The 26,850-nt window shown below is 58.9% G+C and carries 26 protein-coding genes, 1 tRNA gene and 1 riboswitch; of the genes, 11 read left to right on the top strand and 16 right to left on the bottom strand.

Going from position 1 to position 26,850, the window contains the following annotated elements; translation table 11 throughout:
* Positions 1 to 101: 101 nt before the first annotated feature.
* The 3 genes from GRI91_RS06460 to GRI91_RS06450 form a co-directional block, all read right to left on the bottom strand.
* On the bottom strand, positions 102 to 1,613 hold the full coding sequence (locus GRI91_RS06460) for an aldehyde dehydrogenase family protein (RefSeq protein ID WP_160735788.1): 1,512 nt from the start codon (positions 1,611 to 1,613) through the stop codon (positions 102 to 104).
* A gap of 159 nt (positions 1,614 to 1,772) precedes the next feature.
* Positions 1,773 to 2,561 (bottom strand): glutathione S-transferase family protein, encoded by a 789-nt coding sequence (locus GRI91_RS06455; protein ID WP_160735787.1) that lies wholly within the window; start codon positions 2,559 to 2,561, stop codon positions 1,773 to 1,775.
* A complete protein-coding gene (locus tag GRI91_RS06450; protein ID WP_237437696.1) occupies positions 2,561 to 3,400 on the bottom strand; it encodes a glutathione S-transferase family protein in 840 nt (279 codons plus the stop codon). The genes GRI91_RS06455 and GRI91_RS06450 overlap by 1 nt, the downstream gene beginning before the upstream one ends.
* A gap of 110 nt (positions 3,401 to 3,510) precedes the next feature.
* Between GRI91_RS06450 and GRI91_RS06445 the strand changes: the two genes are divergently transcribed.
* Complete coding sequence (locus tag GRI91_RS06445) at positions 3,511 to 4,620, top strand: 5-methyltetrahydropteroyltriglutamate--homocysteine S-methyltransferase (RefSeq protein ID WP_160735786.1); 1,110 nt, start codon at positions 3,511 to 3,513, stop codon at positions 4,618 to 4,620.
* A gap of 73 nt (positions 4,621 to 4,693) precedes the next feature.
* On the opposite strand, the gene GRI91_RS06440 is transcribed toward GRI91_RS06445, so the two are convergent.
* The 4 genes from GRI91_RS06440 to GRI91_RS06425 all read right to left on the bottom strand — a co-directional run bounded on the left by GRI91_RS06440 (position 4,694) and on the right by GRI91_RS06425 (position 9,634).
* Positions 4,694 to 7,042, bottom strand: coding sequence for a TonB-dependent receptor (locus GRI91_RS06440; RefSeq protein ID WP_160735785.1), 2,349 nt, complete (start codon positions 7,040 to 7,042; stop codon positions 4,694 to 4,696).
* Positions 7,043 to 7,236: 194 nt separating this feature from the next.
* Positions 7,237 to 8,364 (bottom strand): amidohydrolase family protein, encoded by a 1,128-nt coding sequence (locus tag GRI91_RS06435; RefSeq protein WP_160735784.1) that lies wholly within the window; start codon positions 8,362 to 8,364, stop codon positions 7,237 to 7,239.
* 68 nt (positions 8,365 to 8,432) lie between these two features.
* Entirely contained in the window at positions 8,433 to 8,942 is a 510-nt protein-coding gene (locus tag GRI91_RS06430; RefSeq protein WP_160735783.1) for a nuclear transport factor 2 family protein, read from the bottom strand.
* Positions 8,939 to 9,634, bottom strand: coding sequence for a nuclear transport factor 2 family protein (locus GRI91_RS06425; RefSeq protein WP_160735782.1), 696 nt, complete (start codon positions 9,632 to 9,634; stop codon positions 8,939 to 8,941). The genes GRI91_RS06430 and GRI91_RS06425 overlap by 4 nt, the downstream gene beginning before the upstream one ends.
* A 74-nt stretch (positions 9,635 to 9,708) precedes the next feature.
* Between GRI91_RS06425 and GRI91_RS06420 the strand changes: the two genes are divergently transcribed.
* From GRI91_RS06420 to GRI91_RS06405, 4 genes are all read left to right on the top strand, one after another.
* Complete coding sequence (locus tag GRI91_RS06420; RefSeq protein ID WP_160735781.1) at positions 9,709 to 10,638, top strand: SDR family NAD(P)-dependent oxidoreductase; 930 nt, start codon at positions 9,709 to 9,711, stop codon at positions 10,636 to 10,638.
* A 124-nt stretch (positions 10,639 to 10,762) separates the two neighbouring features.
* Positions 10,763 to 11,647, top strand: coding sequence for a dienelactone hydrolase family protein (locus GRI91_RS06415; protein ID WP_160735780.1), 885 nt, complete (start codon positions 10,763 to 10,765; stop codon positions 11,645 to 11,647).
* Positions 11,644 to 12,267 carry a GrpB family protein gene (locus GRI91_RS06410; protein WP_202385482.1) on the top strand — a complete coding sequence of 208 codons (624 nt, stop codon included), beginning with the start codon at positions 11,644 to 11,646 and terminating at the stop codon, positions 12,265 to 12,267. The genes GRI91_RS06415 and GRI91_RS06410 overlap by 4 nt, the downstream gene beginning before the upstream one ends.
* A gap of 74 nt (positions 12,268 to 12,341) precedes the next feature.
* Positions 12,342 to 12,442, top strand: a riboswitch (SAM-I-IV-variant riboswitch).
* Between the two features lie 44 nt (positions 12,443 to 12,486).
* Positions 12,487 to 13,545, top strand: coding sequence for a threonine aldolase family protein (locus GRI91_RS06405; RefSeq protein ID WP_160735779.1), 1,059 nt, complete (start codon positions 12,487 to 12,489; stop codon positions 13,543 to 13,545).
* A 17-nt stretch (positions 13,546 to 13,562) separates the two neighbouring features.
* Here the strand turns inward: GRI91_RS06405 and GRI91_RS06400 are convergent, their stop codons facing one another.
* From GRI91_RS06400 to GRI91_RS06365, 8 genes are all read right to left on the bottom strand, one after another.
* Positions 13,563 to 14,363 (bottom strand): CmcJ/NvfI family oxidoreductase, encoded by an 801-nt coding sequence (locus tag GRI91_RS06400; protein WP_160735778.1) that lies wholly within the window; start codon positions 14,361 to 14,363, stop codon positions 13,563 to 13,565.
* A gap of 170 nt (positions 14,364 to 14,533) precedes the next feature.
* Complete coding sequence (locus GRI91_RS06395; protein ID WP_160735777.1) at positions 14,534 to 15,520, bottom strand: aldo/keto reductase; 987 nt, start codon at positions 15,518 to 15,520, stop codon at positions 14,534 to 14,536.
* A complete protein-coding gene (locus tag GRI91_RS06390; RefSeq protein ID WP_160735776.1) occupies positions 15,520 to 16,479 on the bottom strand; it encodes a Gfo/Idh/MocA family oxidoreductase in 960 nt (319 codons plus the stop codon). Before GRI91_RS06390 ends, GRI91_RS06395 begins: the two co-directional genes overlap by 1 nt.
* Before the next feature lie 102 nt (positions 16,480 to 16,581).
* Positions 16,582 to 17,490 carry a class III extradiol dioxygenase subunit beta gene (locus tag GRI91_RS06385; RefSeq protein WP_160735775.1) on the bottom strand — a complete coding sequence of 303 codons (909 nt, stop codon included), beginning with the start codon at positions 17,488 to 17,490 and terminating at the stop codon, positions 16,582 to 16,584.
* The gene (gene ligA / locus GRI91_RS06380; RefSeq protein ID WP_160735774.1) at positions 17,490 to 17,897 is read right to left on the bottom strand and encodes a protocatechuate 4,5-dioxygenase subunit alpha; all 408 of its coding nucleotides are present in this window, start codon (positions 17,895 to 17,897) and stop codon (positions 17,490 to 17,492) included. The genes GRI91_RS06385 and ligA overlap by 1 nt, the downstream gene beginning before the upstream one ends.
* A gap of 11 nt (positions 17,898 to 17,908) precedes the next feature.
* Positions 17,909 to 18,934, bottom strand: a complete 1,026-nt coding sequence (locus GRI91_RS06375; RefSeq protein WP_160735773.1) for an amidohydrolase family protein — start codon at positions 18,932 to 18,934, stop codon at positions 17,909 to 17,911.
* Entirely contained in the window at positions 18,931 to 19,743 is an 813-nt protein-coding gene (locus GRI91_RS06370) for an NAD(P)-dependent oxidoreductase (RefSeq protein ID WP_237437695.1), read from the bottom strand. Before GRI91_RS06370 ends, GRI91_RS06375 begins: the two co-directional genes overlap by 4 nt.
* Positions 19,744 to 19,850: 107 nt before the next feature.
* A complete protein-coding gene (locus tag GRI91_RS06365; protein WP_160735771.1) occupies positions 19,851 to 20,990 on the bottom strand; it encodes a LysR family transcriptional regulator in 1,140 nt (379 codons plus the stop codon).
* 170 nt (positions 20,991 to 21,160) lie between these two features.
* On the opposite strand from GRI91_RS06365, the gene ligK reads away from it, so the two are divergent.
* The 5 genes from ligK (at position 21,161) to GRI91_RS06340 (ending at position 25,512) form a co-directional block, all read left to right on the top strand.
* Entirely contained in the window at positions 21,161 to 21,835 is a 675-nt protein-coding gene (gene ligK, locus GRI91_RS06360) for a 4-carboxy-4-hydroxy-2-oxoadipate aldolase/oxaloacetate decarboxylase (protein ID WP_160735770.1), read from the top strand.
* Positions 21,836 to 21,909: 74 nt separating this feature from the next.
* Entirely contained in the window at positions 21,910 to 22,968 is a 1,059-nt protein-coding gene (locus GRI91_RS06355; protein ID WP_237437694.1) for a 4-oxalomesaconate tautomerase, read from the top strand.
* A gap of 48 nt (positions 22,969 to 23,016) precedes the next feature.
* Positions 23,017 to 23,886: an amidohydrolase family protein gene (locus tag GRI91_RS06350; protein ID WP_160735769.1), complete on the top strand. Its 870-nt coding sequence runs from the start codon at positions 23,017 to 23,019 to the stop codon at positions 23,884 to 23,886.
* A 172-nt stretch (positions 23,887 to 24,058) separates the two neighbouring features.
* Positions 24,059 to 25,033, top strand: coding sequence for an SPFH domain-containing protein (locus GRI91_RS06345; RefSeq protein ID WP_160735768.1), 975 nt, complete (start codon positions 24,059 to 24,061; stop codon positions 25,031 to 25,033).
* Positions 25,033 to 25,512, top strand: coding sequence for an NfeD family protein (locus GRI91_RS06340; RefSeq protein WP_160735767.1), 480 nt, complete (start codon positions 25,033 to 25,035; stop codon positions 25,510 to 25,512). The genes GRI91_RS06345 and GRI91_RS06340 overlap by 1 nt, the downstream gene beginning before the upstream one ends.
* Before the next feature lie 20 nt (positions 25,513 to 25,532).
* Here GRI91_RS06340 and GRI91_RS06335 read toward each other — a convergent pair whose 3' ends face one another.
* Positions 25,533 to 26,471 carry a complex I NDUFA9 subunit family protein gene (locus tag GRI91_RS06335; RefSeq protein WP_160735766.1) on the bottom strand — a complete coding sequence of 313 codons (939 nt, stop codon included), beginning with the start codon at positions 26,469 to 26,471 and terminating at the stop codon, positions 25,533 to 25,535.
* A gap of 194 nt (positions 26,472 to 26,665) precedes the next feature.
* On the opposite strand from GRI91_RS06335, the gene GRI91_RS06330 reads away from it, so the two are divergent.
* Positions 26,666 to 26,752 (top strand) — tRNA-Leu (locus GRI91_RS06330).
* The last annotated feature ends 98 nt before the right edge of the window (positions 26,753 to 26,850 follow it).

The following is a 26,850-nucleotide window of genomic DNA, read 5'->3' as shown; positions in this document are numbered from 1 at the left end:
AAGCCCCTGCGGTAAAAACAAGGCCCCCTTTGCCAGCAAAGGCGAAGGGGGCCGGGGCGTGTCCCGCCACGTGGGGGCGGGACAAGTTCAATCATGCCGAATTACAGCTTGATGATAACCGTCTTGGTTTCGGTATAGGCCTCGATACCGGCCAGGCCCTGTTCGCGGCCAATGCCCGATTCCTTGAACCCGCCGAAGGGCAGCGCCGGATCGATCATGGCGTGACAATTGCCCCAGATCGTGCCGGCTTTGATCTTCGATGCCAGCTTGTGCATCGCGGCGACATCCTTGGTCCAGATGCCCGCAGCCAGGCCGAAGGGCGTATCATTGGCTTCCTTGGCCACCTCGTCGAGGTCTTCGAAACGCTGTGCAACCACAACCGGGCCGAAGATTTCTTCGCGCACGACGCTCATTTGCGGGTTCACATCGGCGAGAATGGTCGGGTTGACGTAATAGCCATCATCACCCGGCGCATCACCGCCCATGATGACGCTGGCGCCATCGCGCTTGCCAGCTTCGATATAGCCCATCACGCGGTCATGCTGTTCCTTGGAAACCAGCGGTCCCATATGCGCTTCGGGATCGAGCGAGGCGCGCGGTGCCCAGAAAGCGGCGGTTTCCGCCATGCCTTCCATCACCTTGTCGAACACGCTCTTATGCGCATAGATGCGCGAACCGGCGACGCAGACCTGCCCCGAATTGAAGAAGATCGCCTGGGCGGTGCCGGGGGCGACTTCGGCAGGGTCGACATCGGGCATGATGATGACCGGGCTCTTGCCGCCCAGTTCCAGCGTCACGCGCTTCATCGTTTCGGTGGCGGTGCGGTTGATGACCTTGCCGATTTCGGTCGAACCGGTGAAAGCTACCTTGTCGACATCGGGATGGCGGACCAGCTGATCACCCGCGGTGTGACCATTGCCGGTGATAATGTTGACGACGCCGGCCGGGATGCCGCTCTGCGCGACCAGATCGGCGAGGCGCAGCGCGGTGAGCGAGGTTTGCTCGGCGGGCTTCAGGATCAGCGAGCAGCCAGCGGCAAGCGCCGGTGCGATCTTGAGCGTGCCCATCAGCAGCGGGAAATTCCATGGCACGATCTGCGCTGCGACACCGATGGGTTCGCGCTGGGTGTAGCTGAAGAATGTGCCGGTCGGTGCGCCTGCGGGCTGCACGACTTCGCCTGCGAGTTTGCTGGCCCAGCCAGCCATGTAACGCAGGTGGTTGGCGGCACCCGGCACGTCGATCGCGGCGGCCATGCCCTTGGGCTTACCATTGTCGATCGCTTCGAGCTCGGCCAGTTCGTCCGCATGTTCTTCGATCAGATCGGCGAGGCGGTTGATGATCTTTTCACGTGCCACCGGCGGCAGACCATTCCAGCGGCCATCATCGAAGGACTGGCGTGCGGCAGCCACGGCGCGGTCCACGTCTTTGTTCGACGCATCGACGATCTGGCCAATAACCTTGCCCGATGACGGATCTTCGACGTCCAGAACCTTGTCATGCGAACTGTCGACCCATTCGCCATTGATGAACAATTGCGGCTTACGGCCAATCGAGGCCTTTGCTGCCTCCGAATATTCGCGCTGCTTGCGATCAATCTTGGTTACTTCATTCATATCTCAGGCTCCTTTCCCGAACCGAACTTTGCGTCGGTAAAATTTGTCAGGCCATGCGGCAGACTTGTGATTGTCCCGCCATGTTAACGCTCGTTATAATGCTCTCGCCACACCTGTCGATAGGCTTATCGGCCAGCGGTGCCGGGCGCCGGATCAACATCAGCCCCAGCGGTTGATTTCCGGGCCTGGGGCAAAGGCGCGTTTCGGATTTTCCGTCACAGCTTTGGCCAGAGCGCTTTGCACGCAGGGGCGCTGTTCCAGCCGGTCCATCCAGCTGCGGCATAGCGGCGCGGATGTGAACGCATCGGCTTCCAGCTCGGTCATGGGGCGCAACCAGGCGAAGGTTTCCAGATCGGCAATCGAGAAATCACCCATCAGCCACACACGGCCGTCCGCCAATTTGTCCTCCACGCGCTGCACAAATTGGCGGACTTTGGCCTCGCTGTCTTCGCGGCGCGCCGCATCCACCACATCATCGCGCAGGTCCTGCCACCGCTGACGCAGGTCATCGCTGAAAATGCTGCGGGTAATGGCGGCAAACTCTTCCTCGGCCAGCGCGGCAATGGGCGCTTGTGAACAAGCGAGATTGCCGAGATAGGCGACGGCGGGTGACAGGCGTTCGTTCACTTGCCGGCACCACATCATCATCTCCCAGTGGAGATACGCGTCTTTGGGCTGCAATCCGCAGCTACCCGCGGCTTCGTCGAAATATTGCGCGAGAAAGACCGCCTCGCTCATCGTCTCGCCATCTTTCAGCAGGATCGGGCCTTCGCCTTCCACCGCCATGTCGCTGGCCAATGTTTCCTGCGCATCGTGCAGCGTGTGGCGTGCGCCTTTCAACAGGTCGATGTGCCGGCATTCAATGTCCAGCCCGCTTTCGGCCAAGGCCGCCAGCACGGAAAGCGACGGGCCATTGGGTTCGCCATGATAAAGAATGTCTTCCGCCATCAGATGTCCTCCATGATCAGGCTGTAACGATGGGCGAGATCGGTCTTGCCCATGGCCCATGTCTGCTGAACTGCAGGGCGCAGATAGACCGCTTTTAGCCAGCGCATGATGTTCGGTGTGGCGTCCTTGCTCGCGACATCGGGGTGCGACATCGGCAGGGAATAGGTGGAATTGAAGATGTTGATATCCGCCAGCGAATAGTGATTGCTGCCGACATAGTCCCGTTTGCCCAGCTCCTCTTCGAGCCGGGCCACGCCGAATTTCACACGGCGCTTGCTTTCAGCCAGTTCCTCCTCACCAAACTGGCCGAACATCGCCTTGCGCCAGGCGCGGCGCCGCTCTGGCAAGGGGATGCGTTCGATCAGCGCTTCCAGCTCTTCCTTCGGCTTGTCGCGCACCATCGGGCCGACAAAGGTGCTCCAGCCGATCATCGAGAAGCTGGGGCCGAGCCATTGATCCATGAATTTCATCCACCAGCGGATGCGCCAGCGATCCTGGGCGTTCGCAGGCATCAGAGCTGGCCCGTCAAATTCCTCATTCACATATTCCATGATCGCGGTGCTTTCGGTCAGCACCCGGTCGCCATGGGTCATGGCGGGAATCGTCCCTTGCGGATTTATCGCCAGATAGTCCGGCTTGTGCTGATCAAATTCCAGCATGTTGATGTAGTGGGACTCAAAGGGAACACCCTTTTCCATCAATGCCAGCATCGGCTTGCCGGAATTGGCATTCGGCTCCCAGTGATAGAGCGTCACATCCGCCATATTCTCTCCCATCTTTCGGCTGATTTCCGCCGATTTTCCCCGCAGTACATAGGGCGAATTTCCAGCTTTGGTCAAGCTGATCGCATGGCGTGAAAGGAGGAGTCAATTTCGCCTATTGGATAAAAAATCCGCATGTGTCATATCCTGTGCCGGATCAATTCACAGATATGAAAAATGGGGTACTCATGCGTAATTCCTTACCTTTGCATGCGGACCATGTCGGTTCGTTTTTACGCCCGAAAGACGTCACCGATGCGCGTGATGCCTGTCAGGCGGGCAAGATTTCTGCGAGCGATCTGCGGGAAATTGAAAATACTGCCATCGCCGAGCTGGCCAAATGGCAGGAGGGGCTGGGCCTCAAATCCATCACCGATGGGGAATATCGACGGTTTTTCTTTCACACGGATTTTCTGTTGCAGCTTGGCGGCGTAGAAGAGCAGGGCGGCATTGAAAAAGCGTTCAAGAATGACAGCGGCAAGGATGTGCATTTCGCGCCGCCGAAAATGGTGGTGACGGGCAAGGTCGAACATCGCAAGCCGATCCAGAAGGCCGATTACGAATATCTCGCCAGCGTCACGAGTGAGACACCGAAAGTTACCATTCCGTCCCCGACCATGCTGCATTTCCGGGCGGGGCGTCAGGGTATTCCGGCGGATATATACCCTGAAATGGAAGATTTTTACGCCGATGTGGCGGCTGCATATCGTGCTGAGGTGGCCAGTCTGGCGGAGGCGGGCTGCCGCTATCTTCAATTCGATGACACCAATCTGGCCTATCTGTGCGATGACACGCACCGCGCGGATGCCAAGGCGCGCGGGCTCGACCCCGATGACACGCCGCGCCAATATGCGCAGCTGATCAATGACAGTTTCCGCGATGCGCCGGAGGATATGCTGAAGGCGATCCATTTGTGCCGGGGTAATTTCCGGTCCAGCTGGGCGGCAGAAGGCGGTTATGAGCCGGTGGCCGAGATCATGTTCAACGAACTCGATATCGACGCCTTCTTCCTTGAATATGACGACCCCCGTTCCGGCGATTTTGCGCCGTTGCGCTTCCTGCCAAAGGGCAAGACTGTGGTGCTTGGTCTTGTCACGACCAAGCTGGGTGATCTGGAATCAAAGGACGATATCAAGCGCCGGATCGAGGAGGCGGCCAAATTTGCGCCGCTCGATCAACTGGCGCTGAGCCCGCAATGCGGATTTTCCTCCACCGTCCATGGCAATGATCTGTCGGTCCAGCAGCAAGCGGACAAGATCGGGCTGGTTATCGATGTGGCAAAGGAAGTCTGGGGCTGAGCCCTTTCGCTGATTTTGCGCAAACAAAAAGGGCGGCCATCTGGGCCGCCCTTTTCATTAAGTGTTCGAAGGATCAGAAATCCTTGCGGAGCGATACGCGCCATTCGCGCGGACGGCCGACCAGAGCGTAAGCCGTACCCGTGAAACCATACACCGCATCGAAACGCGCAGGCATATAGTATTTGTCGAATATATTCAGCACTTCAAGCGAGACCGACAGATCGCGATCGGCATTGCGATAGGTCAGGCGGCCATTCGCCAGCGCATAAGCATCGATATATTGATATTCGTCGCTGACTACGTCGAGTGCGTGCCCGCGGAAATCCTTGCCACGATAGGAAAGATCGAAGCGCGGAGTGACCGAGCCACTGTCACCCAGACCAATCTCATATTGAATACCGGCGCTGAATTGCACTTCCGGCGAAACAATCGGGTCGTCATCCTGAACACTGTTGCCGACTGCCGGTGCAATATAGGTATATTCCGACCCCAGCAGGCTGAGCGATCCATCAATCATCAGACCGTCAATCGGTTCGGCATTCAATTCGGCTTCGAAGCCGTAAATCTTGCCATCGCCGGCATTGGCAACCACTGCGCAAGGATTGCCGCCATATGCGGAACAATCGGACAGTGGCAGCTGAATGTCCTTATAGTCATTATAGAATGCGGCGAGGTTCAGCTGAACCCTGCGGTCGAACAGATTTGTTTTCAGACCGGCTTCATAAGACGTCACGGTTTCCGGGCCGAAATCGCCCTCTTCGGCATGTTGCGGCAGGAAGGGGCGCGCTGTCACGCCGCCGCCTTTGAAGCCGGTGCTGACAGTCGCATAGGCGAGTACCGCAGGTGAGAAGCGATAATCGACTGATACGCGCCAGTCGACCCGGTCGCCATCATAGACTGAGGTCAGACCGTCCAACTTGTCGATGTCGAGCAGGATGGGGGCTTTTTCATATTGGAAATTACGGCGGACGAAGGTGTAATCCTTATGCTCTTCCGTATAGCGAATACCGCCGGTAATCGTCATGCCATAAGTGGGCTTGAAGATGACGGTACCGAAAGCCGCCTTGGAATCCGCATTGACTGGATCGTTGCCGATGAACTGTACCGCTGCACCTGGAATGATGTAGCGAATATCCTGCTGCGTGAAATAGGTGCTGCGCTGATCGGAATAGAAGCCGCCGAGCGTGAAATCGATATTCTCGCCAATCGAACCGTTCAGGCGCAGTTCCTGGCTGAAGAACCAGAAATCGAGATCGTTGATACCACCGGCCGCGATTTTTGGATCAGGTGAGAAATCGTCATCCGTGCCCCATTTGTTGTTATATTCCCGGTAGGCGGTGATCGACTGAAGCTGCAGACCTGCGCCCAGATTGATGTCCGCATGACCGGAAACGCCCCAGCCGCTGAACTTGTTACGGTTGCTGGTGTAATAGGCGCCGGCCTGGCCCGCAGCGGGCAGGAACCAGTTGGCATAGGTGCAATATTTGCCGCAATCGAACTGGCTGGGACCGACCAGCTGGACTTCACCCGCGCTGTAGCGATCCGAATTCTGATAATCGGCAATCACCATCAAATCGACGTCAGGTGAGGCTTCCCAGCGCAGCGCACCGCGCAGACCCGAATAGTTGGTATTGCCGAGATCGGCCAGCTTGCAGGTTTCGCCGGTTCCGTCACTGCCGATGGTCGGCAGGATCGGTGCACCGTCGACACCGTCCGTGTTGTTGGGATTGGCGCAGCCATAGTCGATCTGGTCGACATAGCCGTCCTGCTCCTTATGCACGCCGGACACGCGGGCATAGAGGTTGGAGGTAATGGGGATGTTCATCCCGGCACGCAGTTCCAGACGGTCGCGCGAGCCATAGCTGGCTTCGGCAAAGGCGGAGCTTTCATTGCTCGGCTTCTTGGAAAACAGCTTGATCGCGCCGCCGATCGAGTTCCGGCCGGTCAGCGTCCCCTGCGGGCCGCGCAGAACTTCCACCCGTTCCAGATCGAGCAGGTCGAAATTGGCGCCGGTCAGCGTCGGATAATAGACATCATCGATATACATGCCAACGCCGGGTTCATAGGCCGGGTTGAAGTCGAACTGGCCGATGCCGCGGATGGAGGCGCCCATGGAAGCGCCATAGGCACCGCCCTGTTCCTGCAAGGTGACCGAAGGCGCCTGCTTGGCCACGGCTTCGATATCGTCCTGACTGCGGGCTTCGAGCAAAGCCGAATCGACCGCAGTGATCGCCAGCGGCGTATCCTGCAAACGCTGTTCACGGAACTGCGCCGTCACGACGATTTCCGCAATCTGATTGCCGGTTGCAGCGGTGGTTTTGTCCGCGTCCTGAGCGAAAGCCGGAGCGGAGACAGTCAATGCCAGGGCCGATGCGCCAAAAGCGAGCGCACGGGTGCTGTGGGTGAATTTTCGTGTGATCATCAGCATCCTCATTTATTACCGGATCGGCCTCTAACGTGCCGAATTCCTACAAGTTCATCTAAGCCATTTTGGCGCAGTCCATGCAACCACCTATTCCAGATGGATGCAGAAACACACGTTATGTGTAGTAATTACGCCACAGATTTTTTGCGGAATGCGCAGATAATGTCAATCTTAATGGATTGGAGGCGGTGTTATTTCAGGCGAAAAACGCGCTTGGCGTTGTCTTCCATCAACAATTTTTTGTCCGCGTCCGAAATTCCCAGCCTGTCATAGGCCGCCACTTCATCGCTGCTTTGCTGATAGGGGTAGTCCATTGCATAGAGCACCCGGTCAGCGCCCATCACATCCATGCAGAACTTGATTGCAGGTTCCCAGCCAACGCCGCTGGTGGTGATCCAGATATTGTTCTGGAAATAATGGCTCACGGGGTGTTTCAGCTTTACCGGCGGCTGCCCACCGCGCAGGCCGGGAACATTATCGGCATTACTCTGCATCCAGTCGAAGCGATAAAGATGCAGCGGCATACATTCGCCAAGATGGCCAAGAATCAGCCGCAATTTGGGGAAGCGGTCAAAGGCGCCGGAGAAAATCAGGCCCATGGCATGCAGCCACACATCATGCGGAAAACCGCCCAATGCGCCAGTGAAGCCGCGCTGCGCATATTGCGGCGCATCAAAGGGCGCGGTGGGGTGAATATAGAGCGCCGCATCATTGGCTTCCAGCGCTTCCAGAATCGGCCAATAGTCCGGCTCGTCGAGATAATGCCCCTGAAAATGAGAATTGAGGACCGCGCCGGCGAGGCCGAGATAGTTCATGGCGCGCTCAATTTCGCGGACTGATCCGGCGACATCGCGCGGGTCAAACGCTGCGCAGGCGGAAAAACGATCGGGATGGCGGCGACAGGCATCGGCGGCGATGTCATTCGCCTCGCGAGCAAGCGGTGTGCCCTCACCCGGGCGCACCACCTGCACACCGGGCGCGGTGAGCAGCAGCAATTGCCGGTCGATGCCATATTCATCCATGTGGGAGAGGCGCAATTCGTCCAGATCCTGCAGCATCTCCTGCAAAGCTGGCATGGCCGCAAACATTCCAGCCATTTTGAGCGCAGGGTCGTCCATTTCCCCGCTGGCGAGATATTCCCGCTGGGCCTTTACCAGGGCGGGGAAGGTCCAGGCTTCCTCCACCGCGATGCGTTTATAAGGCGTATCGCGCAGGATCTGACCGGCTGGCGGGGCCATGCCCACTCTTTCACGAATGCCGCGCTCATCACTCAGATGACCGCGCAGCCCCTTCTCGCTCCCATCGGGAAGTTTCGGCATCGCTCTATCCCCTTTGTATATTGCCCGGCGGCGCTGTTGCGCTCCTGTGCCGGGCAAATTCACGGTATTCAGAACATGGTGTTCTCGTTCATGGATTTGTCCGGCACCGCCTGGATCACATCCCAATGTTCAACGATTTTGCAGTCTTCCACGCGGAAGATGTCGATGACGGCGCTGCCGCGGTCCTCTTCATTCATCTTCAGATGGTTGTGAACCATGACCAGCCCGTCTTCGGCGATGACCCGGTGCACGGTATATTGCATATCCGGCATGGCATCGAAAAAGGGCTGCAGCGTGTTTACAGCCGCTTCTGCGCCGTCGGGGGCAATCGGATTATGCTGGATATAATCAGGATGAACCCAGCGATCGAAGGCCAGCCTGGCATTTTTCTGATCGTAAAAAAGCGGAATGAAGCGTTCCACGACCTGCCGGGCATTGAGCGTACAATGGCGCGTTTCCGCAGCAGGCGCAGCATTTTCTGCAGCATCTGACGCGCCACTATCCCGCGCCAACAGAGGCATTGGCGCGGTGATGAGGGCCAGCGCGCCTGAGATCAACGCGCCTTTGAGCAGGCTCACTTTTCCTGCCCGGCAAAGAGGGCGCCGAAACGCGGATGGGCAAAATGCATCGGCACATCCTTGCGCAGCGGCCAGGTGGGGCGATGCGCGCTTTCGGGGAGCAGCCGGTCCGGGCCGAGCGGATCTTCCGGATAGGTCTTGTCGGCGGGCTGGAGATGCGATGTCGTATGGGCCCAGCCCTTGTCGTAATCGCCCTGCCATTGCATCATGTAGTCGAGGCGTTTGATCTTCCAGACGCCGTCTTCCAGCACATAGTCATTTTCATAAATGCCGGCCTCGTAGAACTGCTCAGGCATGAAGTCTTCCTTCGTTTCCTGATAGTCCTTGTGCCACCCGCCAAACAGGATGCCGTGGAAACGGCCCTTCGCGGTCTGACGGTCAGGCGCGACAGTGATGATGTCCTGCATCTGGAAATGATCGAGCAAAAGGCCATCCACCGGGCCGGGGCGGCCACCGGTGAAGCGCCCGGCGATCCAGTCGCCATAAAGCCGCTTTACGCCCGCATGGCCAACATATTCACCCGACAGGAAGACCACCACGCCATCTTCGGCAAAAAGCTGCGCGACTTCTTCAGGTCGGTTAAAGTCAATGTAATAGCCATAGGACCAATGCAGCCGGCGAATGGCGTTGATGTCTTCCAGTTCGCCTACGCGGTGTTCAAGCTTCTGCAAGCGGACTTCTGTGTCGCTCATCTCGACTCTCCCCTTTTGTTTGTTTGTATGAGGTACTAACAAAGCACAAAGAATATGCGAGAGGAAAAACGGACATGAGCAACGAAAACCGGCCTTGGGAAGGGCGCGTGGCCTTCATCACCGGCGCCGTCACTGGCATTGGTCTGGGGATAGCGCAGGCCTTCGCCGATGCCGGTATGCGGCTGGCGCTATCCTATCGCAATGAGGCGGACCGGGCACAGACCGCGCAATGGTTTGCCGCGCAAGGATATGAAGAGCCGCTCTTCTGCAAGCTGGATGTGACGGACCGTGATCGCTTCGCCGAAGTGGCAGCGCAGGTGAAGGATCATTTCGGTGAAGTGCATGTGCTGGTCAACAATGCCGGCGTGTCTGTCTTTGGCCCGACGGATGAGGCGACTTATGATGATTTTGACTGGATCATGGGGGTCAATTTCGGGGGTGTGGTGAACGGGATCGTCAGTTTCCTTCCCGCTATCAAACAATCGACCGGGCGCCGCCATGTCGTCAATATAGCCAGCATGGCTGCCTTTCTGCCGGGGCCACAGGCAGGGATCTATACCGCCAGTAAATTCGCGGTGCGCGGCCTGACCGAGAGCCTGCGCTTCAATCTTGCCCCGCATGGGATCGGCTGCTCGCTTTGCTGTCCCGCTCTGACGCGCACCAATGCCTGGACCAGCGCGCTGAAGCGGCCCGATGATTTTGGCGAAAGCGGCTTTGGCGAAACGGATAAGACCGAGCTGGAGCAATTCGGAACCGCTTTCGAAGCCGGCATGGATCCGCGCGAAGTGGGCGAGAAGGTCCTGCGCGGCATGGGTGAACAGCGCGGCCTGATCCTGACCCATCCTGAACATGGGCCGGATTTCAAGGAGATATATGACGCGAGCATGGCCGCGCTCCCGGATGAAGAAGCGCCCGCCGATCGCCTGAAAATCGAGGAACTGCGGCGTGAGGCCATGCGCAAGGCAGAGGCAGGAATCCTCATGAAAATGGATGATCTCACCTGATACAGTCACCGCCGGGGCCGCTTCATGGTGGTGTCATAGTGGAATGACTGGACCACAAGCGACCGGATGATACACTTTCCTTTCTTGGGCCTCCCTTGGGCGGATAACGAACCGGAGAGCGAATATGTGTGATGAAAGTGATCTGGCTCGCTGGGCGCGCGGTGTTAACCGGCGGCAATTTGCCGCTGGCGGTACGCTGGCGGCGTTGGCGGCCTGCTCTTCCGGAAACGGCAATGCGGCGACGGAAACGGGCGATGAAGACAGTCCGGAGCAGCTGACCGAAAAATCGGTACAGATTACGACGGCTGATGGCGTGATGGATGCGTTTTTTGTCCATCCGGCTGGCGGACAAAGCCCGGGCGTGATCATCTGGCCCGATATTGCCGGATTGCGCGATTCCTTCCGTATGATGGCCCGGCGTCTCGCGCGGGAAGGCTATGCGGTGCTGGTCGCCAATCCCTATTACCGCGACATTGCCGCGCCGCAATTTTCAGATTTTGCCGATTTTGCCGGGAATGACGGTTTCCAGACGGTCGGCCCGTGGCGCGGCAAGTTGACCGCGGAATCCATCATGCGTGATGCGGAGGCTTTGGTCGACTGGCTGGACCAGCAAAGCGCCGTTGATACGGAAAAAGGAATCGGCACGCAGGGATACTGCATGGGCGGGCCATTTGCGGTCTGGACGGCGGCTTCGGTGCCACCCCGGGTGAAGGCTGCGGCCAGTTTTCATGGCGGCGGTCTGGTGGGCAATGATCCTCTCGCGCCGGTCAAGCTGCTGGGGGATACGGAGGCGCAATTCATCTTCGCGATCGCCGAGAATGACGATGAGAAAGACCCCGAAGCCAAAGATGAGCTGCGCGACGCAGCCGAGGCAGCAGGGAAAAAGGCCGAAGTGGAAGTGTATCCGGCAGACCATGGCTGGACGGTGCCCGATTCCCCTTCCTATGCGAAGCCGCAGGCGGAGAAGGCGTGGACGCAGCTCCTGTCGCTCTACGATACCGCCTTGTGAGTACCCAGAAACCATCGGAGAGCGGCCAGGCGCCGCGCACGGAATCTGACCCAGACCCGATGCATGGTGTTCTGCTGCATCCCTATCAGGATGACTGGCCGCAGCGGTTCATCGAAACCCGTAAATGGTTGCGGCGGGTGGCTCCGCCGGAGGCAACGATCCACCATATCGGTTCGACCGCCGTGCCGGGGCTGGCAGGCAAGGATGTGATCGATATCCAGATCAGCGTCGACACGCTGGATCAGGTTGAGCCGGATGACTGGCTGGAGCTGGGCTTCCAATATCGCGCTGGCCTGAGCGATCATATGCCGCCAGGGCGCCAGCTGCCCGAGGAGGAACTGGTCAAATATCTATTCTGTTATCAGAACCCGCGGATCAATGTGCATATTCGCGAAAGGGGCCGCTTTAATCAGCGTTTTGCACTGCTCAACCGCGACTATCTGCGATCGCATCAGGATGTCGCGGCAGCCTATGGCGCCTTCAAAGCGGAACTGGCCGACCACTTCCCCGATGATGCGACCAGCTATTCACGGATCAAGGACCCGGTTTTCGACATCATGATGGGTGCGGCCAATCACTGGGCGAAGGAAACCGGCTGGCAGGAACCGCCGGAGGATTAAGTCTCCTTTCCGTGCCGCGCCTGACACGATTTCAATTGAAACCTTGCCACGGTGTCTCTCTCGGCCTAGGGCGCACTCAGCATCAAGAGTCGGATTTCCGACACCAACCTGCTCCGCGCAAGGTGGTGCCTCCAGCTGGAGGGATGTGGCCTGACCGGCAATAGCGGATATCAGCCACATATCGCCCGGCCTGCATGCAGACCAGATATGAGGAGCGATATGACCCAACCACGACAGCAATTCGCCAGCGACAATTATGCCGGTATCTGCCCGGAGGCGATGGCGGCAATAGCGCAGGCCAATAGTGGCTCCGCACCTGCATATGGTGAAGATGTCTGGACTCTGGCGGGTGCGAATGCCTTGCGGGAGCTGTTCGGCACGAATTGCGATGTCTATTTTGCCTTTAACGGCACGGCGGCCAATTCACTGGCGCTGGCGGCCTTGTGCCAGTCATACCATTCGGTGATCTGTTCAGGTCTGGCCCATGTGGAAACCGATGAATGCGGCGCGCCGGAGTTCTTTTCCAACGGGTCGAAGCTGATGGTGGCGGAATCGCCTGATGGCAAATTGACGCCGGAGGCGGTGCGGGATCTTGCCACCAGCCGATCCGACATTCACTTTCCCAAACCGCGGGTGGTCACGATCACCCAGCCAACCGAAAGCGGGCTGGTCTATTCCGTTGCGGAAATAGAGGCTCTGTCCGCGATATGCCGCGAATTGGGCTTGAAGCTGCATATGGACGGTGCGCGTTTCGCCCACGCCTGTGCGGCGCTGCAATGCGACCCAGCGGATATAAGCTGGCGTGCGGGGGTCGATGTGCTGTGCTTTGGTGGAACCAAGAATGGCATGGCAGTGAGCGAAGCGGTGGTGTTTTTTGACCGCGATCTGGCGCAGGATTTTGATTATCGCTGCAAACAAGCGGGGCAATTGGCCTCCAAGATGCGCTTCCTTGCTGCACCGTGGAGCGGGGTGCTGGAAAGTGGAGCGTGGTTAAGCAATGCCGCACACGGCAATCGCTGTGCGCAGCGTCTGGCCCATGCGATCGCCGATTGCACCGATCTTCACCTGATCTTCCCGGTGGAATCCAATGCTGTGTTTGTAAGCGCGCCTCAGCCGGTGCTCGATGGGATCAGAGAGCGCGGCTGGCGTTTCTATACCTTCATTGGCAATGGCGCGCGCTTCATGTTCGCTTGGGACGCGGACCCGCAGCAGGTCGATCTGCTCGCCGCAGACATCCGTGCCGCGGCCTGTCAGCAGGGGGAGGCCATCCCGGCCTGAGCGGCGGTCAGACGCGGTCAGGCGGGGTCAAACCAATAGGCTGTCGCGCGCATTTCAATGCTGACGCGCGGCGGTGCATCATCGGGGGCCTGCGGATTGTCAAAGGCCACATGCGGCGTGCATTGCGCGCGCTCCGGATCGCTGTCGCTGCTCTTGAAGACGATCGCTTCTTGCGGGGTCATATCGGAGAACCAGCGCCAGCGATGGCCTGCATCATGGGCCACGACCCAGCCTTCGAAACTCCATTCCGCCGCGCCGCCGGGGGGATCGAAAATCGCATCGGCGCCGATCAGCTCGGGCCCTTTTACGCTTGGATATTCGCACAAGGCGAGGCTGACATCCTGCGGCGCTCCTGAAATGGCGCGCCAGATATTGAACTGCGCACTACGGCGGATGGCTTGCCCTTCAGGCGCACTGGCATCGCGTGCATTTTTTGCTGCGCTAGAGGACATGTCGACATGGGCAAAACGGGCGGGATGGGAATTGTCACTGCTGCCGGTCTTGCCCGATTTTTCGGAATAACGCAGGATTCCGTGCCCTGCGACTGCGACATGATCTGCACCTGTCAGTTGGCGGATGATTTGTTCTATTTCTGCCGGATAGGTCGCCTGAACAGCTTCCGCATCGGTGAAATCCAGCACGGCGCTGTCATGGCGGATCAGGGTAAACCCTTCACGGTCCAGTGACAGGTCTTGCCCGCGCGCATCGGTTAGTTCCATAGGCTGCGGCGCGACGACGACCGTGTCTTTCTCATGCACATTGGCATAATAGCGCGGGCGCTCGCCCGTATCTTTCACATAGGCAATATTCGCGCGCATCCTGTTTCCCTTTCATCGCCGGGTCTTCTTGTTCGAGATCCTCGGCTGGTTTGGTTCCGATTGTATCGGTGTCCGCCTGTTCAGCGCAAGTTTGCTCTGGAAATGGCCATGAAAAAGCCGGTCTGCCACGCGGCAAACCGGCTTTTTCAATTGCCAGAGGCAAGGATCGATCAGACGAAATCTTCCGTATCGATCGTACCCCGCATCACTTCGGGATAGCGATGGCCAGATACGGTCTGCTGATTGATCAGCGCGCCCGCACGGGTGAGGACATCGTCCCCGACCGGATTGTCCAGCGCATGAAAATTGTCTTTCATATGCTGCATATTGGTCGTGCCGGGGATGGCATGGAGATGGTCCCCGCGGGAGATGACCCATTGGAGGGCCAGCTGGGCCGGAGTGACATTCGCTTCTTTCGCCAGAGCAACGAATTGCTCGACCAGAGCGAGGTTCTTAGGCCAGTTTTCCTCGTTGAAACGGGGATGGTTCCGGCGAAGATCATTCTCATCCAGCTTGGCCGGATCAGTCATCATGCCGCAGACGGCACCGCGCGAAACGGGGGAGAAGGCGACCAGCGAAATGCCCAGTTCCTTCGTCGTTTCGAGCACGCCCAGCTCCACATTGCGGGTCCAGATCGAATATTCGGTCTGCACTGCCGCCATGGGATGCACGCCATGTGCCTCACGGATATGGTCTGAATTCCATTCCGACACGCCATAGGCGCCGATCTTGCCGGCATCGATCGCATCCTTCAGCGCGCCGACGCTGTCCGCGATCGGCACTTTGGGATCGAAACGATGCATGTAGAACAGATCGATGTGGTCGGTCTGCAACCGCTTCAGACTGTCCTCGATCGACTGCGTCATGGCTTCCGGGCTGCAATCGATGCCGCGTTTCGGGCCATCGACGATAATCCCGGTCTTGGACGCGAGGAAGAACTCCTTGCGGCGGTGCATCACCGCTTTGCCGAGCAGTTCCTCATTCTTGCCCTTGCCATAGATATTGGCCGTATCGAGATGGTTATAGCCTTCATCCAGCGCCTGGTTGAGGAGCTTGATATTCTCCTCTTCCCCCGGCGGTGTCCCATAGGCCCAGGACATGTTCATGCAGCCCAGGCCAATGGGGTGGACCGGCGTTCCGGCAAGTGTCCGTTGCATCAGGACCAGCCATCCTGCTTTTCAAGATCGGCGGCAAGTTCACCAATCACGCGGTAGCAATCGAGCACCGATTTTACCGAGCTGTTGGGCTCGCGGCCTTCCTGAATGGCGGCAACGAATTCACGGTCCTGCAATTCAATACCGTTCATCGAGACATCGACATTGGAAACATCGATGGCTTCCTCGCGGCCGGTGACGAGATCGTCATAGCGCGCGATATAGGTGCCGGTGTCGCCGATATAGCGGAAGAAGGTGCCGAGCGGTCCGTCATTGTTGAAGGACAGGGCCAGAGTCAGAATCTGACCCTTATCGGTCTTCATCTGAATCGACATGTCCATGGCAATGCCGAGATCGGGATGCTTCGGCCCCTGCAATACATTGGCCTTCACCACCTTGGCGCCGGTCATATATTGGAAGATGTCGATCGTATGGGCGGAATGGTGCCACAGCAGGTGGTCGGTCCAGCTCCGTGCTTCGCCCTTGGCGTTCTTGTTTTCGCGGCGGAAGAAGAAGGTTTCGACATCCATCGCCTGAATGTTGAATTCGCCCGCGTCGATCTTGTTCTTCACCCATTGGTGAGACGGGTTGAAGCGGCGCGTATGGCCAGCCATGCAGACGAGGCCGGTTTCCTGCTGCTTCTTCATGACAGCTTCGGCATCGGCCCAGCTATCGGCCATCGGGATTTCCACTTCGACATGCTTGCCGGCATCCATGGCCTGAATGGCCTGTTCGGCATGCATCTGAGTGGGCGTGCAAAGGATAACGGCATCAACGTCGTCATTCTTCAGCACGTCGTCATATTCGGTTGAGGCGTGGGGCACGCCATATTTGTCGGCCAGGGCCTGGGTCTTGTCGAGCGTGCGGCCAACCAGGCTGACGACTTCGACGCCGTCAATCTTGGACAGTCCATCAAGGTGCTTTTCGCCAAAGGCGCCGCCACCTACGAGTGCGATACGCATATATCTCTCCTCGGATAATTGTTTCGCCATGGTTCTCGGTCGAGAACCGGAATGTATGAGCTTCTAATGGGAAAGGCCGGAGAACCGGCCTTTCCTGATGCTTCAGTCAATCATCGCCTGAGCGGCGTCATTGTTCCCTTCCAGTGTCGGACTGGGCGGAACCGATGAATCTTCCGGCTCCAGAACAATGTGCCCCAGTGCGGTGTTGCTCATCGGGATATGATAGTGGCGGTGCAGGGCCTTGGTGCTCTTGCCCAAAGCGCCGCGCATGATCAGCCACATCACCATTTCGATGCCTTCGCTGCCGGTTTCACGCAGATATTCGATATGCGGAACATTCCGCAATTCCTGCGTGTCGCCAATCAGCTTGTCGAGGAAGGCGTTATCCCATTCCTTGTTGATCAGGCCAGCGCGCGGGCCCTGCAGCTGGTGACTCAGGCCGCCCGTGCCCCAGATCTGAACATTCAGATCGTCGGGGAAGGAATTGACAGCGCGGGCAATCGCTTCACCCAGTGCCCAGCAACGGTTGCCGGAGGGCGGGGGATAGGTCACGACATTGACGGCCAGCGGAATGACCTTGACCGGCCATTTCTCGACATCGCCATACATCATGGTGAGCGGCACGGTCAGGCCGTGATCCACGTCCATATCGCCGATCATGGTCATGTCGAATTCGTCGAGGATCAGGCTTTGCGCCACATGCCATGCCAGATCGGGATGGCCTTCCACGGTCGGAACCGGGCGCGGGCCGAAGCCTTCATCAGCCGGTTCGAACTTTTCGGCCGTGCCGATGGCGAAAGTCGGGATGATCGACATGTCAAAGGCCGAAGCATGGTCATTATAGACCAGGATGATGACGTCGGGCTTGGCCTCTTCCTTCATCCATTTGCGAGTCCAGTTGAACCCGTCAAAAGCCGGTTTGAAATATTCGTCCTGTTCCTTGCCCGTATCATGGGCGAAGCCCAGCACGGGGATGTGGCTGCAGCCGATTCCGGCAGTAATGCGTGCCATCAATTTTTCTCCTTGATCGAGCGAAGGCCTACGGGGGAACGGCCACCGGCGTTCATCATCGCCTGATATTCTTCAACGCTCATACCGGTCATGGTCGACACGGCCTGAACGAAGCTGAGCCCGTCCGTGGAGAACACTTTCGCGAGGAAATAGATATTGCCGCCCAGATCGAGCAGCGTGTTGTAATCGCGTTCGAGCAGCGCCTTTTTCTGTTCGGGGGTCAAATCCCACTCGTCGATATAGGCGGATTCGTCTGCCTTGAACTTCTTGCGGTTCTCGTCCTTCATCAGGCTCATGGCCATCTGATTGAGCTTGTAGCCCTGACGTGCGCGCTTGGCGGTATATACTCGCGTGCCGGGAATATCTTCCATCTCGGCAAGGTAGCTATGGATGTCCTGCTTGCTCATAATAGGGTTCCTTACAAGCCTCTCTCTTTCAATATGGCGTCCAGCCGGGGGTATACCCGACGAGCATTGCCTTCGAAAATTGCCGCACGTTCAGCGTCGGTAATGTCGAGTGCATCGACGTAACGCTTGGTGTCGTCAAAATACTGCCCGGTGGTCGGATCGATGCCGCGCACCGCGCCGACCATTTCCGATCCGAACAGGATATTCTTGTTCTCAATCACGTCAGCCAGCAGATTCACGCCCGGCTGGTGATAGACGCAAGTGTCGAAGAACACATTGGTCATGATATATTCGTCCAGGCTGGGCTTTTTCAGCATGTCAGCCAGCCCGCGATAGCGGCCCCAGTGGAACGGCACTGCGCCGCCGCCATGTGGGATGATCATGCGCAGATTGGGGAAACGGCTGAACAGATCGCCTTCCATCAATTGCATGAAGGCCACCGTGTCAGCCGCCAGATAATATCCGCCCGTGGCGTGCATCGCCGGGTTGCAGGAGCCCGAGACGTGGATCATCGCCGGTACGTTCAATTCGCACATGGCTTCGTAGAACGGGAACCAATATTCATCGGTCAGCGGCGGATGGGTGAAATGGCCGCCGGCGGGGTCGGGGTTGAGGTTACAACCCACGAAGCCGAGCTCTTCGACACAGCGCCGCAATTCCTTGATGGAAGCGGACATGTCGGCCTTCGGACTTTGCGGCAGCTGGCACACGCCGACAAAGGTTTCCGGATAAAGCTGCGTCACGCGGTAGATCAGATTGTTGCAATGCTGCGACCAGGCTTCGCTGACCGCCTGATCGCCTACATGCGGTGCCATGCGGCTGGCGCGGGGTGAGAAAATGGTGACATCCGCACCGCGTTCCTTGATCAGTTTGAGCTGGTTGCTCTCGATCGTTTCGCGGATTTCGTCATCCGTAATGGTGGGGTAGGCCGGAGCGGCCGTGCCGTTCTTATAGGCTTCCACCTGCGCGCTGCGCCATTCATCATGCTGCGGCGGTGCGGTGGTGTAGTGGCCGTGGCAATCAATTACCAAAGTCATCGGGTTTCATTCCTCTCATTCGAATTTTTTGCCGGAGTTTTTGCGGCAGCCTGACGCTGGCGGATGACGGTGCCTCTGGTCATGACCGGCTCCACGCTAAATCCATCCAGCGTTTTGGCCGATTCTTCCATTTCCGCCGCACGCCTGACACCATGCGTCGTCATTCTTTCGCGGTTATAGGCCACACGGCGGCTCCACGGCCAGCCTTTCTCACTGGCGTCGAGCGAGGTCATCACCTCATCGAATACGCCGGCCTCATCAGCTGCGGCTGCGCATTCCCAAGTCAACGCCTCCAGCCCCTTCACCATGACCGAGCGGATCATCTTTATCGACGAGGCGCGGCCAATATCAGCGCCGGTGATGCGGGTCTTGGCAAAACCGAGCGCGTTAAGCCGCTGCTCTGCTTCGTCTGCGTCGGGCCCGGCAATCAGCAACGGCACATTCAGTGCGGTGGGATCAACCGGCGCCATCACGGCAATATCGACATAGCGCCCGCCCGCTTCATTCACTGCGCGAGCATTGGCCTGTTTGGTCTGCGGGGCGATGGAATTCATATCGCAGAACAGCGCGCCTGATTTCAAGAACGGCGCGTAATCTTGTGCCACCAGAGCCGCGCTGTCGGCGGTGACCAGTGACAAGACCACATCTGCGCCCTGCAGCGCATCCTCTGCGCTGTTGCATGCGGTGATGCCGCATTCTTCCATGAGGGGGCGCCGCGTCGGATCAATATCAAACGCATGCGCCATGCCGCGCCAATTTGCAGCGCGTGCGAAAGTGGATCCGGCTTCGCCGAAGCCAATCAGGGCCAAAGTGCTCTCCATCACTCCATTGATGTGTGCAGCCGGCCACCATCATGCAAATGGATAGATCACTCGCGCCATAAATTTTTGCGAAGCAATGTTGGCGCGCCGGTGTTTCAGGCAACCTCTTTCAACAAGGTGATGAAGGCCGCTTGCGGCGGGGTGGGGCGCCAGCCAGCGCGGGTAACAACGCCAATCGTGCGGCTGACCGGCTGCGGTGGGGGCAATGTGGCCAGCATTCCGCTATCGAGTTCAACCTGCAGCTGATCAGGGGACAGCAAGGTCAGCGCATCCCCCGAAAGCAGCAATTGCCGGACCGCCAGCACCGACCCGCACTCGATTCCCACATGAGGCGGTTCCTCACCGCATTTGAGCAGCATATCTTCCCAATATTGGCGCAAGGGCGTGTCGATGGACGGCAGGATCCACGGATAGTCGAGCAATTGCCGCGCACTGGGGCGCGGTGTCGCGCAGAGCGGGTGGCCCGCGCGCATGATCAGCGCCGGGCGATCTTCAAAAATCGCCTCCTGCGTCATATCCTCGACCAGCGCGGCCTCCCGCAGGGCGCCCAGCATCATATCGATTTCGCCGTCGCGCAGCGGGCCGGACAGTTCGGCATGGCTCCCTTCCATCACGGCGATATCGACACGCGGATATTCCTGGACGAAGCGGGCGATCGCGTCTGGCAACCAGCGTGCGCGTGACAGCGGCATGGCCCCAATCACGATCCGCCCTGCAGCCTTGCCCTGCCATGCGGCGACTTCTGCCAGCCCGGCGCGCAATTCCGCCATGGCCAGTCCGAAACCGCGCGCCCGGCGCTGACCGATCTGGGTCAGGATCACGCTGCGTCCCCGCCGATCGACCAGCCTTTGCCCCAGCGCCAGCGACAAATCCCCCACCGCGCGGTGCAGTGATGCCGGGGAGAGGCCTGTCGCCTCCGCAGCCGCGGCGTAGCTACCCGCGCGGGCCAGCGACAGGAAGGCGCGCAATTGTGTTCCGGTAACGCGGGAAGAGCCAATTTGACGCAAGGCTTCTTCCGCCCGCGGAGCCAGCAGCAAGGCCGGCTCGGTCGGTGTCATGCCGGTGCTTCCGCGTTGGAACAACAGGCATTCCAGGTCACCTTCCAGCCTGGCGATGGCCTGCGTCAGGGCGGGCTGGGTCAAATGGATTGCCCGCGCCGCCTTGGTCACGCTGCCATGGCGAACAACAGCGGCCATTGCGGCAAAGTGACGGATATTGAAGCTGCGCTGAGTCATGAGGTATTTTTAGCATTTCCTTATGGCCTGCGCCATGCTTCCCATTGGCGGCTGGCCGGGGGTGCCCCCCATCTGGCATATAGCTATCAACAGCTTTGCCTGAAGATCGGGCAAAACAGGTTTTTTGGGCCCGGCGGTATCCGGCCCGGAGCGTATTTAGGAGAGAGAGTATGAGCGGCGTCGTTGTCCAGAATATCGAACGTGCAGACAAGGCTGTGGTCGAAGCCCTCGGCAAGTGCGGCGTAGCCACCGTGCATGAGGCGCAGGGCCGCACCGGTCTGCTCGCTTCCTATATGCGCCCCATCTATCCCGGTGCCCGTATCGGCGCATCGGCGATCACCATCTCCGTCCCCCCGGGCGACAATTACATGGTCCATGCCGCGATCGAGCAGTGCCAGGACGGCGATGTCCTGGTGATTGCCCCGACATCCCCCTGTGAAGACGGCTATTTCGGCGATCTGCTCGCGACATCTGCGCAGGCGCGCGGTGTGAAAGGGCTCATCATCGATGCCGGCATCCGCGATGTGCGTGATCTGAAGGAAATGGACTTCCCCGTCTGGTCGAAGCGCGTTTTCGCGCAGGGCACGATCAAGGCGTCGCTGGGCAGCGTGAATATCGATGTGGTGTGCGCCAATGCCTTTATCCGTCCCGGCGACATTATCGTGGCTGATGACGATGGTGTCTGCGTGGTGAAGCGTGAACGGGCCGAAGAAGTGCTCGAAAAAGCGCAGGCCCGCGAAGCCAATGAAGAAGAAAAGCGCCAGAAACTGGCCGACGGTGTGCTTGGTCTCGACATGTATGGCTTCCGCGACAAGCTCAAGGATATGGGCCTCAAATGGATCTGATCGGCTGATCATTGCCGGGGCGCTGATCCGCCCCGGCAGTTTCCTGCATTGAGAGGCTGAAAGGATATCCGGCAATGGACCAGACAAATGTAATGTGGATGCGGGGCGGCACGTCGAAAGGCGGTTTCTTCCTCGCCGATGACTTGCCCGGCGATGCGGCGGAACGTGACGCGTTTCTGCTGAAGGTCATGGGCTCCCCCGATAATCGCCAGATTGACGGGATGGGCGGGGCCGATCCACTGACCAGCAAGGTCGCCGTGGTGAAGAAATCCGACCGGGACGGGATCGATGTCGATTATCTGTTCCTGCAGGTCTTTGTCGATAAGGCGCTGGTGTCCGATCAGCAGAATTGCGGCAATATGCTGGCTGGCGTCGGCCCCTTCGCGATCGAGCGCGGGCTGGTGAAGGCCGATGGTGACGAAACACGCGTTGCCATTTTCATGGAAAATACCGGACAGAGCGCCGTCGCCACGGTGGAAACGCCCGGCGGCACGGTCAATTACCGGGGCGATGCCAGCATTGACGGCGTGCCCGGTACGCATGCACCGATCCCACTGGAATTTCGCGATACGGCCGGTTCATCCTGCGGATCCTTGCTGCCCACTGGCAATGCAGTGGACACGATCGAAGGCGTGGATTGCACGCTGATCGACAACGGCATGCCCTGTATTGTCTTCAAGGCGGAAGATGTCGGCGCGACCGGTTATGAAACGCGCGACGAGATGGAGGGGGACGGCTTTGCCCCGATCCGTGAAAAGATCGAAAAGATCCGTCTGGCAGCAGGCTCGATGATGAATCTGGGCGATGTGACCGATAAATCCGTGCCCAAGATGACGCTGGTGGCGCCGCCCAAACATGGCGGTGCGGTGACCACGCGGGTGTTCATCCCGCATCGCGCCCATGCCTCGATCGGTGTGCTTGGCGCCGTGACAGCTGCCACCGCATGCCTGGTCGAAGGGTCGCCGGCGGCAGAGGTCGCCAATATACCCGATGGCCCGAAAAAGACCCTCAGCATCGAACACCCCAGCGGGGAGATGACCTGCATCCTGACCGTGAATGATTCCGGCGATGTGGGCAGCGCGGCTTTGCTGCGCACCGCCCGCAAGCTGATGGATGGTACGGTTTTTGTCTGAACGCCTGCCGGTCTGACCGGATTGATGGCCAATAAAAGAGACCCTGAAATGAGTGATCGCATTACTTCTTGGCATTCCAGCCCGTCCAAGCCCGCCTTTACGCCGCCGCCGGGCGCCGTGGATGCGCATTGTCATGTCTTTGGGCCCGAGGCAGATTTCCCCTTCAGCCCCAAGGCCAAATATCATCCCGAAGATGCCGGGCCGGACAAGCTCTTTGCCCTGCGCGATCATCTGGGCTTTTCGCGCAACGTCATCGTCCAGGCGAGCTGCCACGGCACGGACAATGCCGCGACGCTGAACGCCATCGCCAAGTCGGAGGGCAAGGCGCGCGGTGTTGCCGTGGTCGATCCCGACATTTCCGATGCGGAATTGCAGGCGCTGCATGATGGCGGAATGCGCGGCGTGCGCTTCAACTTTCTCAAACGGCTGGTTGATAACGCGCCCAAGGACAAATTTCTCGACGTCGCCGGACGCCTGCCGAAGGGCTGGCATGTCGTGATCTATTTCGAGGCTGACATTCTGGAGGAACTGCGCCCCTTCCTCGATGCGATACCGGTGCCGGTGGTGGTCGACCACATGGGCCGCCCCGATGTGACGCAGGGCCCTGATGGCGCCGATATCAAGGCATTCCGCAAACTGCTCGAAAGCCGTGATGATATCTGGTTCAAGCCGACCTGCCCGGACCGGCTCGACCCCTCAGGCGATCCGTGGAACCAGTTTGCCGAGGCTATCGCACCGCTGGTGGCCGATTATCCCGATCGCTGCATCTGGGGCACCGACTGGCCGCATCCCAATCAGCAGGACGTGCTGCCTGATGACGGGCATCTGGTCGATATGATTCCCCGCATCGCGCCAACCGCCGAGCTGCAGCAGAAACTGCTCGTGACCAATCCAGACCGTCTTTATTGGGCGGATTGATAAACATCTGAAGGCCGGCGAAGTAATTTTGCCGGCCTTTTCTTTTACGCCGTATGTTTGCGCGGCGTAGTTGACGCGCGCATTTCATCCTGCCCGCGCGGCTTTTCCTTGCCCCCAATTCTCCCTGCGGTACGATAGTTTCAAAGGGCGCTGTGCCCGCTGGAGATGAAATATGGGCTACTTCCTGATCGCATTGATCGCCGTGCTGGTGATTTTCCTGCTGATGGCAGTGCGGGTGGTGACGCAGGGCTATATCTATACGATTGAACGGCTCGGCAAATTCACCAAGCAGGCCGAACCCGGCCTCCATCTGATCATCCCCTTCATCGACAGTGTCGGGCACAAGATCAACGTGATGGAACAAGTGCTCGATATTCCGGGACAGGAAATCATTACCCGTGACAATGCCATGGTCGGCGTGGACGCAGTGGTGTTTTTTCAGGTGCTGGATGCCGCCAAGGCGGCCTATGAGATTTCCGGCCTGCAAAATGCGATCATGGCGCTGACCACCACCAATCTGCGCACGGTGATGGGCTCGATGGATCTTGATGAAACCCTGTCCAAGCGTGATGAGATCAACGCCCGGCTGCTATCGGTGGTGGACCATGCTACGTCGCCATGGGGCATCAAGATCACCCGCGTGGAGATCAAGGATATCCGCCCGCCGCTCGACATTTCCGAAGCGATGGCCCGCCAGATGAAGGCCGAGCGCCTGAAACGTGCCGAAATCCTCGAAGCAGAGGGCGACCGCGCTTCGGCGATCCTGCGTGCCGAAGGAGAGAAACAGTCGGCAATCCTTTCCGCAGAGGGCAAGCGCGAAGCCGCCTTTCGCGAAGCCGAAGCACGCGAGCGCGGGGCTGAGGCGGAAGCCAAGGCGACCCAGCTGGTATCCGATGCCATCGCCACCAGCGGCAGCCAGGCGATCAATTATTTCGTGGCGCAGGAATATACCAAGGCCGTCGCCAAATTTGCAGATTCCCCCAATGCCAAGACAATCCTGTTCCCAGTGGAGGCAACCCAGCTTATCGGTACGCTGGGCGGCATTGGCGAGCTTGCGAAAGAGGCTCTGAGTGGCGGTACTAAGGGGGATGTGAAGGTTCCTGCACCGCGAACCCCATCCGGTGTACCGACGACGGATCCGCGTTGATGGACGGGTTCAGCGACTTTGATGCCCATTGGGTCTGGCTGACGCTGGGGGTCGTGCTGGCGGGGCTCGAAATGCTCGTGCCGGGTGTCTATCTGATCTGGCTTGCCATTGCCGCGATCATTACCGGCCTGCTGACGATGGTGCTGGATCTCAGCCTGCTGATGCAGGTGGTGGATTTCGTTTTCCTCGCCCTGATCGCCGTTTTCTCGGCCCGGCGCTATTTGAACGATAGCCCAATCGAGAGCGTCGATCCCATGCTCAATCACCCCGGCTCACGGATGATCGGTGAAACGGCGCAGGTCACGCAGGCGATTGACCATGGCACGGGCAGGGTGAAGCTGGGCGATAGTGAATGGATCGCCCGCGGCCCGGATATGGAAGTCGGCGCGCGCGCGCGTATCATTGGGGCGCAGGGGATCGTGCTAATGGTCGAACCGTTCACCGCGCTGCCAGCAGAAGACAGCGACACGCAAGGCTAAAGTGCTAGTTACCCCGACGCTCAGGCCGCCTTGGTAAAGCGGCCATGCTTGCGGAAACGGACCATCCAGCGATCAAGCATCAGCCCCAGCGGATGCGGATTGACGCCCAGCTCTTCGATCCCCGGGTAATCGCGAGTGGCAACGCTGCCTTGCTGCAGCAAATTCCACTGATCTTTGCTCATCGGGGTGCCTGGCAGTGAGGCAAACAGGCTGGAGAGCGAATCCGACATTTCGATAAAACGGCGCTTGCGTTCCTGGGCTGCGGCGATGCGGCGATTGATATCGCCCATCGTGAGCACTTCTGGCCCGGCGAGCTCGTAAGTCTTGCCGCCGTGCTTCACGGGATCGGCGATCGCATTGGCCACGGCTTCAGCGGCATCATTGACCCAGACCGGCTGCAATTTGGCGTTGGGGCCAAAAATCGGGATCACGGGCGAAGACGCAATCAGCTGACCAAACATATTGAGGAAATTGTCATCCTCTCCAAACAGGATGGAGGGACGCAGCACTGTCGCTTGCGGAAAAGCGTCTCGCGCCTGCTGCTCACCCAGTGCCTTGGTCCGGCTATAGGCAATATCGGAATTGGCGTCGGCGCCAATGGCAGAGATCTGGACGAAGGCGCTGGCACCGGCCTTGGCTGCAGCTTCAGCCGCGAGACCTGCGCCGCGCGCCTGTACCGCGTCGAGATCGCCGGTGAAGCTGCCCACCAGATAGGCCGCCGCGTCGGCGCCCTGCATGACGGCTGCAATGCTTTCGGGCTTGGTCACATCACAGCGGGCGAATTGCATCTGGCCCAGATTGGCCAGTGGCTTCAGCTTCCATGCCTTTTCAGGATTGCGGCTCGCAACGCGCAAGCGTGCGCCGCGGTCGAGCAATTCCTGAGCGACATTAGAACCGAAAAAGCCGCTGCCTCCAATAAGGACGACCAGTTTTCCTTCGAGCGCGTTCGATTTCGCCATCTTAACTTCCGTTCCGTTTAGCGCAGGACACATGCCATGTTGGGCGTGCCATGCCGCATGATGCGCGCCTTCGCAAGCGGTGGAACGCTTTTCATTTCATTCTTGCGCAACGAATCCATTGACAAGCAAGACCACCCTCCGCTATCGGCGCGCTCCTACCCAGCGACGAACTTCGATGATCGTTTGCTTCCGGTGCCCAGATGGCGGAATTGGTAGACGCACCAGCTTCAGGTGCTGGCGATCGCAAGGTCGTGGAGGTTCGAGTCCTCTTCTGGGCACCATCTACCCTTCTCAGGACAGCTCAAAACGTCCCAGAAGTGGCTGTTTTCCGACGTTTTTTCGTGGTATATGTTTCTCACCGGAAACGGCTGGATACCAT

Source organism: Altericroceibacterium endophyticum, assembly GCF_009827595.1.
Taxonomy (GTDB): Bacteria; Pseudomonadota; Alphaproteobacteria; order Sphingomonadales; family Sphingomonadaceae; genus Altericroceibacterium; species Altericroceibacterium endophyticum.
Note: the sequence above shows the minus strand (reverse complement) of the source record. Positions and strands in the feature narration are given on the sequence as shown.

Coding starts and splice junctions, on each gene's coding strand:
- ligA (WP_160735774.1), bottom strand. CDS start 17,897: ATGAGCAAGCAGGACATCCATAGCTACCTTGCCGAGATGGAAGATATT.
- GRI91_RS06390 (WP_160735776.1), bottom strand. CDS start 16,479: ATGCGTATCGCACTCGTAGGTGGCGGCGCCTTTGGCGAAAAGCACCTT.
- GRI91_RS06455 (WP_160735787.1), bottom strand. CDS start 2,561: ATGGCGGAAGACATTCTTTATCATGGCGAACCCAATGGCCCGTCGCTT.
- GRI91_RS06335 (WP_160735766.1), bottom strand. CDS start 26,471: ATGGCGAAATCGAACGCGCTCGAAGGAAAACTGGTCGTCCTTATTGGA.
- GRI91_RS06435 (WP_160735784.1), bottom strand. CDS start 8,364: ATGCCGAAACTTCCCGATGGGAGCGAGAAGGGGCTGCGCGGTCATCTG.
- GRI91_RS06425 (WP_160735782.1), bottom strand. CDS start 9,634: ATGAGCGACACAGAAGTCCGCTTGCAGAAGCTTGAACACCGCGTAGGC.
- GRI91_RS06460 (WP_160735788.1), bottom strand. CDS start 1,613: ATGAATGAAGTAACCAAGATTGATCGCAAGCAGCGCGAATATTCGGAG.
- GRI91_RS06365 (WP_160735771.1), bottom strand. CDS start 20,990: ATGACTCAGCGCAGCTTCAATATCCGTCACTTTGCCGCAATGGCCGCT.
- ligK (WP_160735770.1), top strand. CDS start 21,161: ATGAGCGGCGTCGTTGTCCAGAATATCGAACGTGCAGACAAGGCTGTG.
- GRI91_RS06345 (WP_160735768.1), top strand. CDS start 24,059: ATGGGCTACTTCCTGATCGCATTGATCGCCGTGCTGGTGATTTTCCTG.
- GRI91_RS06350 (WP_160735769.1), top strand. CDS start 23,017: ATGAGTGATCGCATTACTTCTTGGCATTCCAGCCCGTCCAAGCCCGCC.
- GRI91_RS06420 (WP_160735781.1), top strand. CDS start 9,709: ATGAGCAACGAAAACCGGCCTTGGGAAGGGCGCGTGGCCTTCATCACC.
- GRI91_RS06385 (WP_160735775.1), bottom strand. CDS start 17,490: ATGGCACGCATTACTGCCGGAATCGGCTGCAGCCACATCCCCGTGCTG.
- GRI91_RS06415 (WP_160735780.1), top strand. CDS start 10,763: ATGTGTGATGAAAGTGATCTGGCTCGCTGGGCGCGCGGTGTTAACCGG.
- GRI91_RS06440 (WP_160735785.1), bottom strand. CDS start 7,042: ATGATCACACGAAAATTCACCCACAGCACCCGTGCGCTCGCTTTTGGC.
- GRI91_RS06445 (WP_160735786.1), top strand. CDS start 3,511: ATGCGTAATTCCTTACCTTTGCATGCGGACCATGTCGGTTCGTTTTTA.
- GRI91_RS06340 (WP_160735767.1), top strand. CDS start 25,033: ATGGACGGGTTCAGCGACTTTGATGCCCATTGGGTCTGGCTGACGCTG.
- GRI91_RS06405 (WP_160735779.1), top strand. CDS start 12,487: ATGACCCAACCACGACAGCAATTCGCCAGCGACAATTATGCCGGTATC.
- GRI91_RS06395 (WP_160735777.1), bottom strand. CDS start 15,520: ATGCAACGGACACTTGCCGGAACGCCGGTCCACCCCATTGGCCTGGGC.
- GRI91_RS06400 (WP_160735778.1), bottom strand. CDS start 14,363: ATGCGCGCGAATATTGCCTATGTGAAAGATACGGGCGAGCGCCCGCGC.
- GRI91_RS06355 (WP_237437694.1), top strand. CDS start 21,910: ATGGACCAGACAAATGTAATGTGGATGCGGGGCGGCACGTCGAAAGGC.
- GRI91_RS06375 (WP_160735773.1), bottom strand. CDS start 18,934: ATGACTTTGGTAATTGATTGCCACGGCCACTACACCACCGCACCGCCG.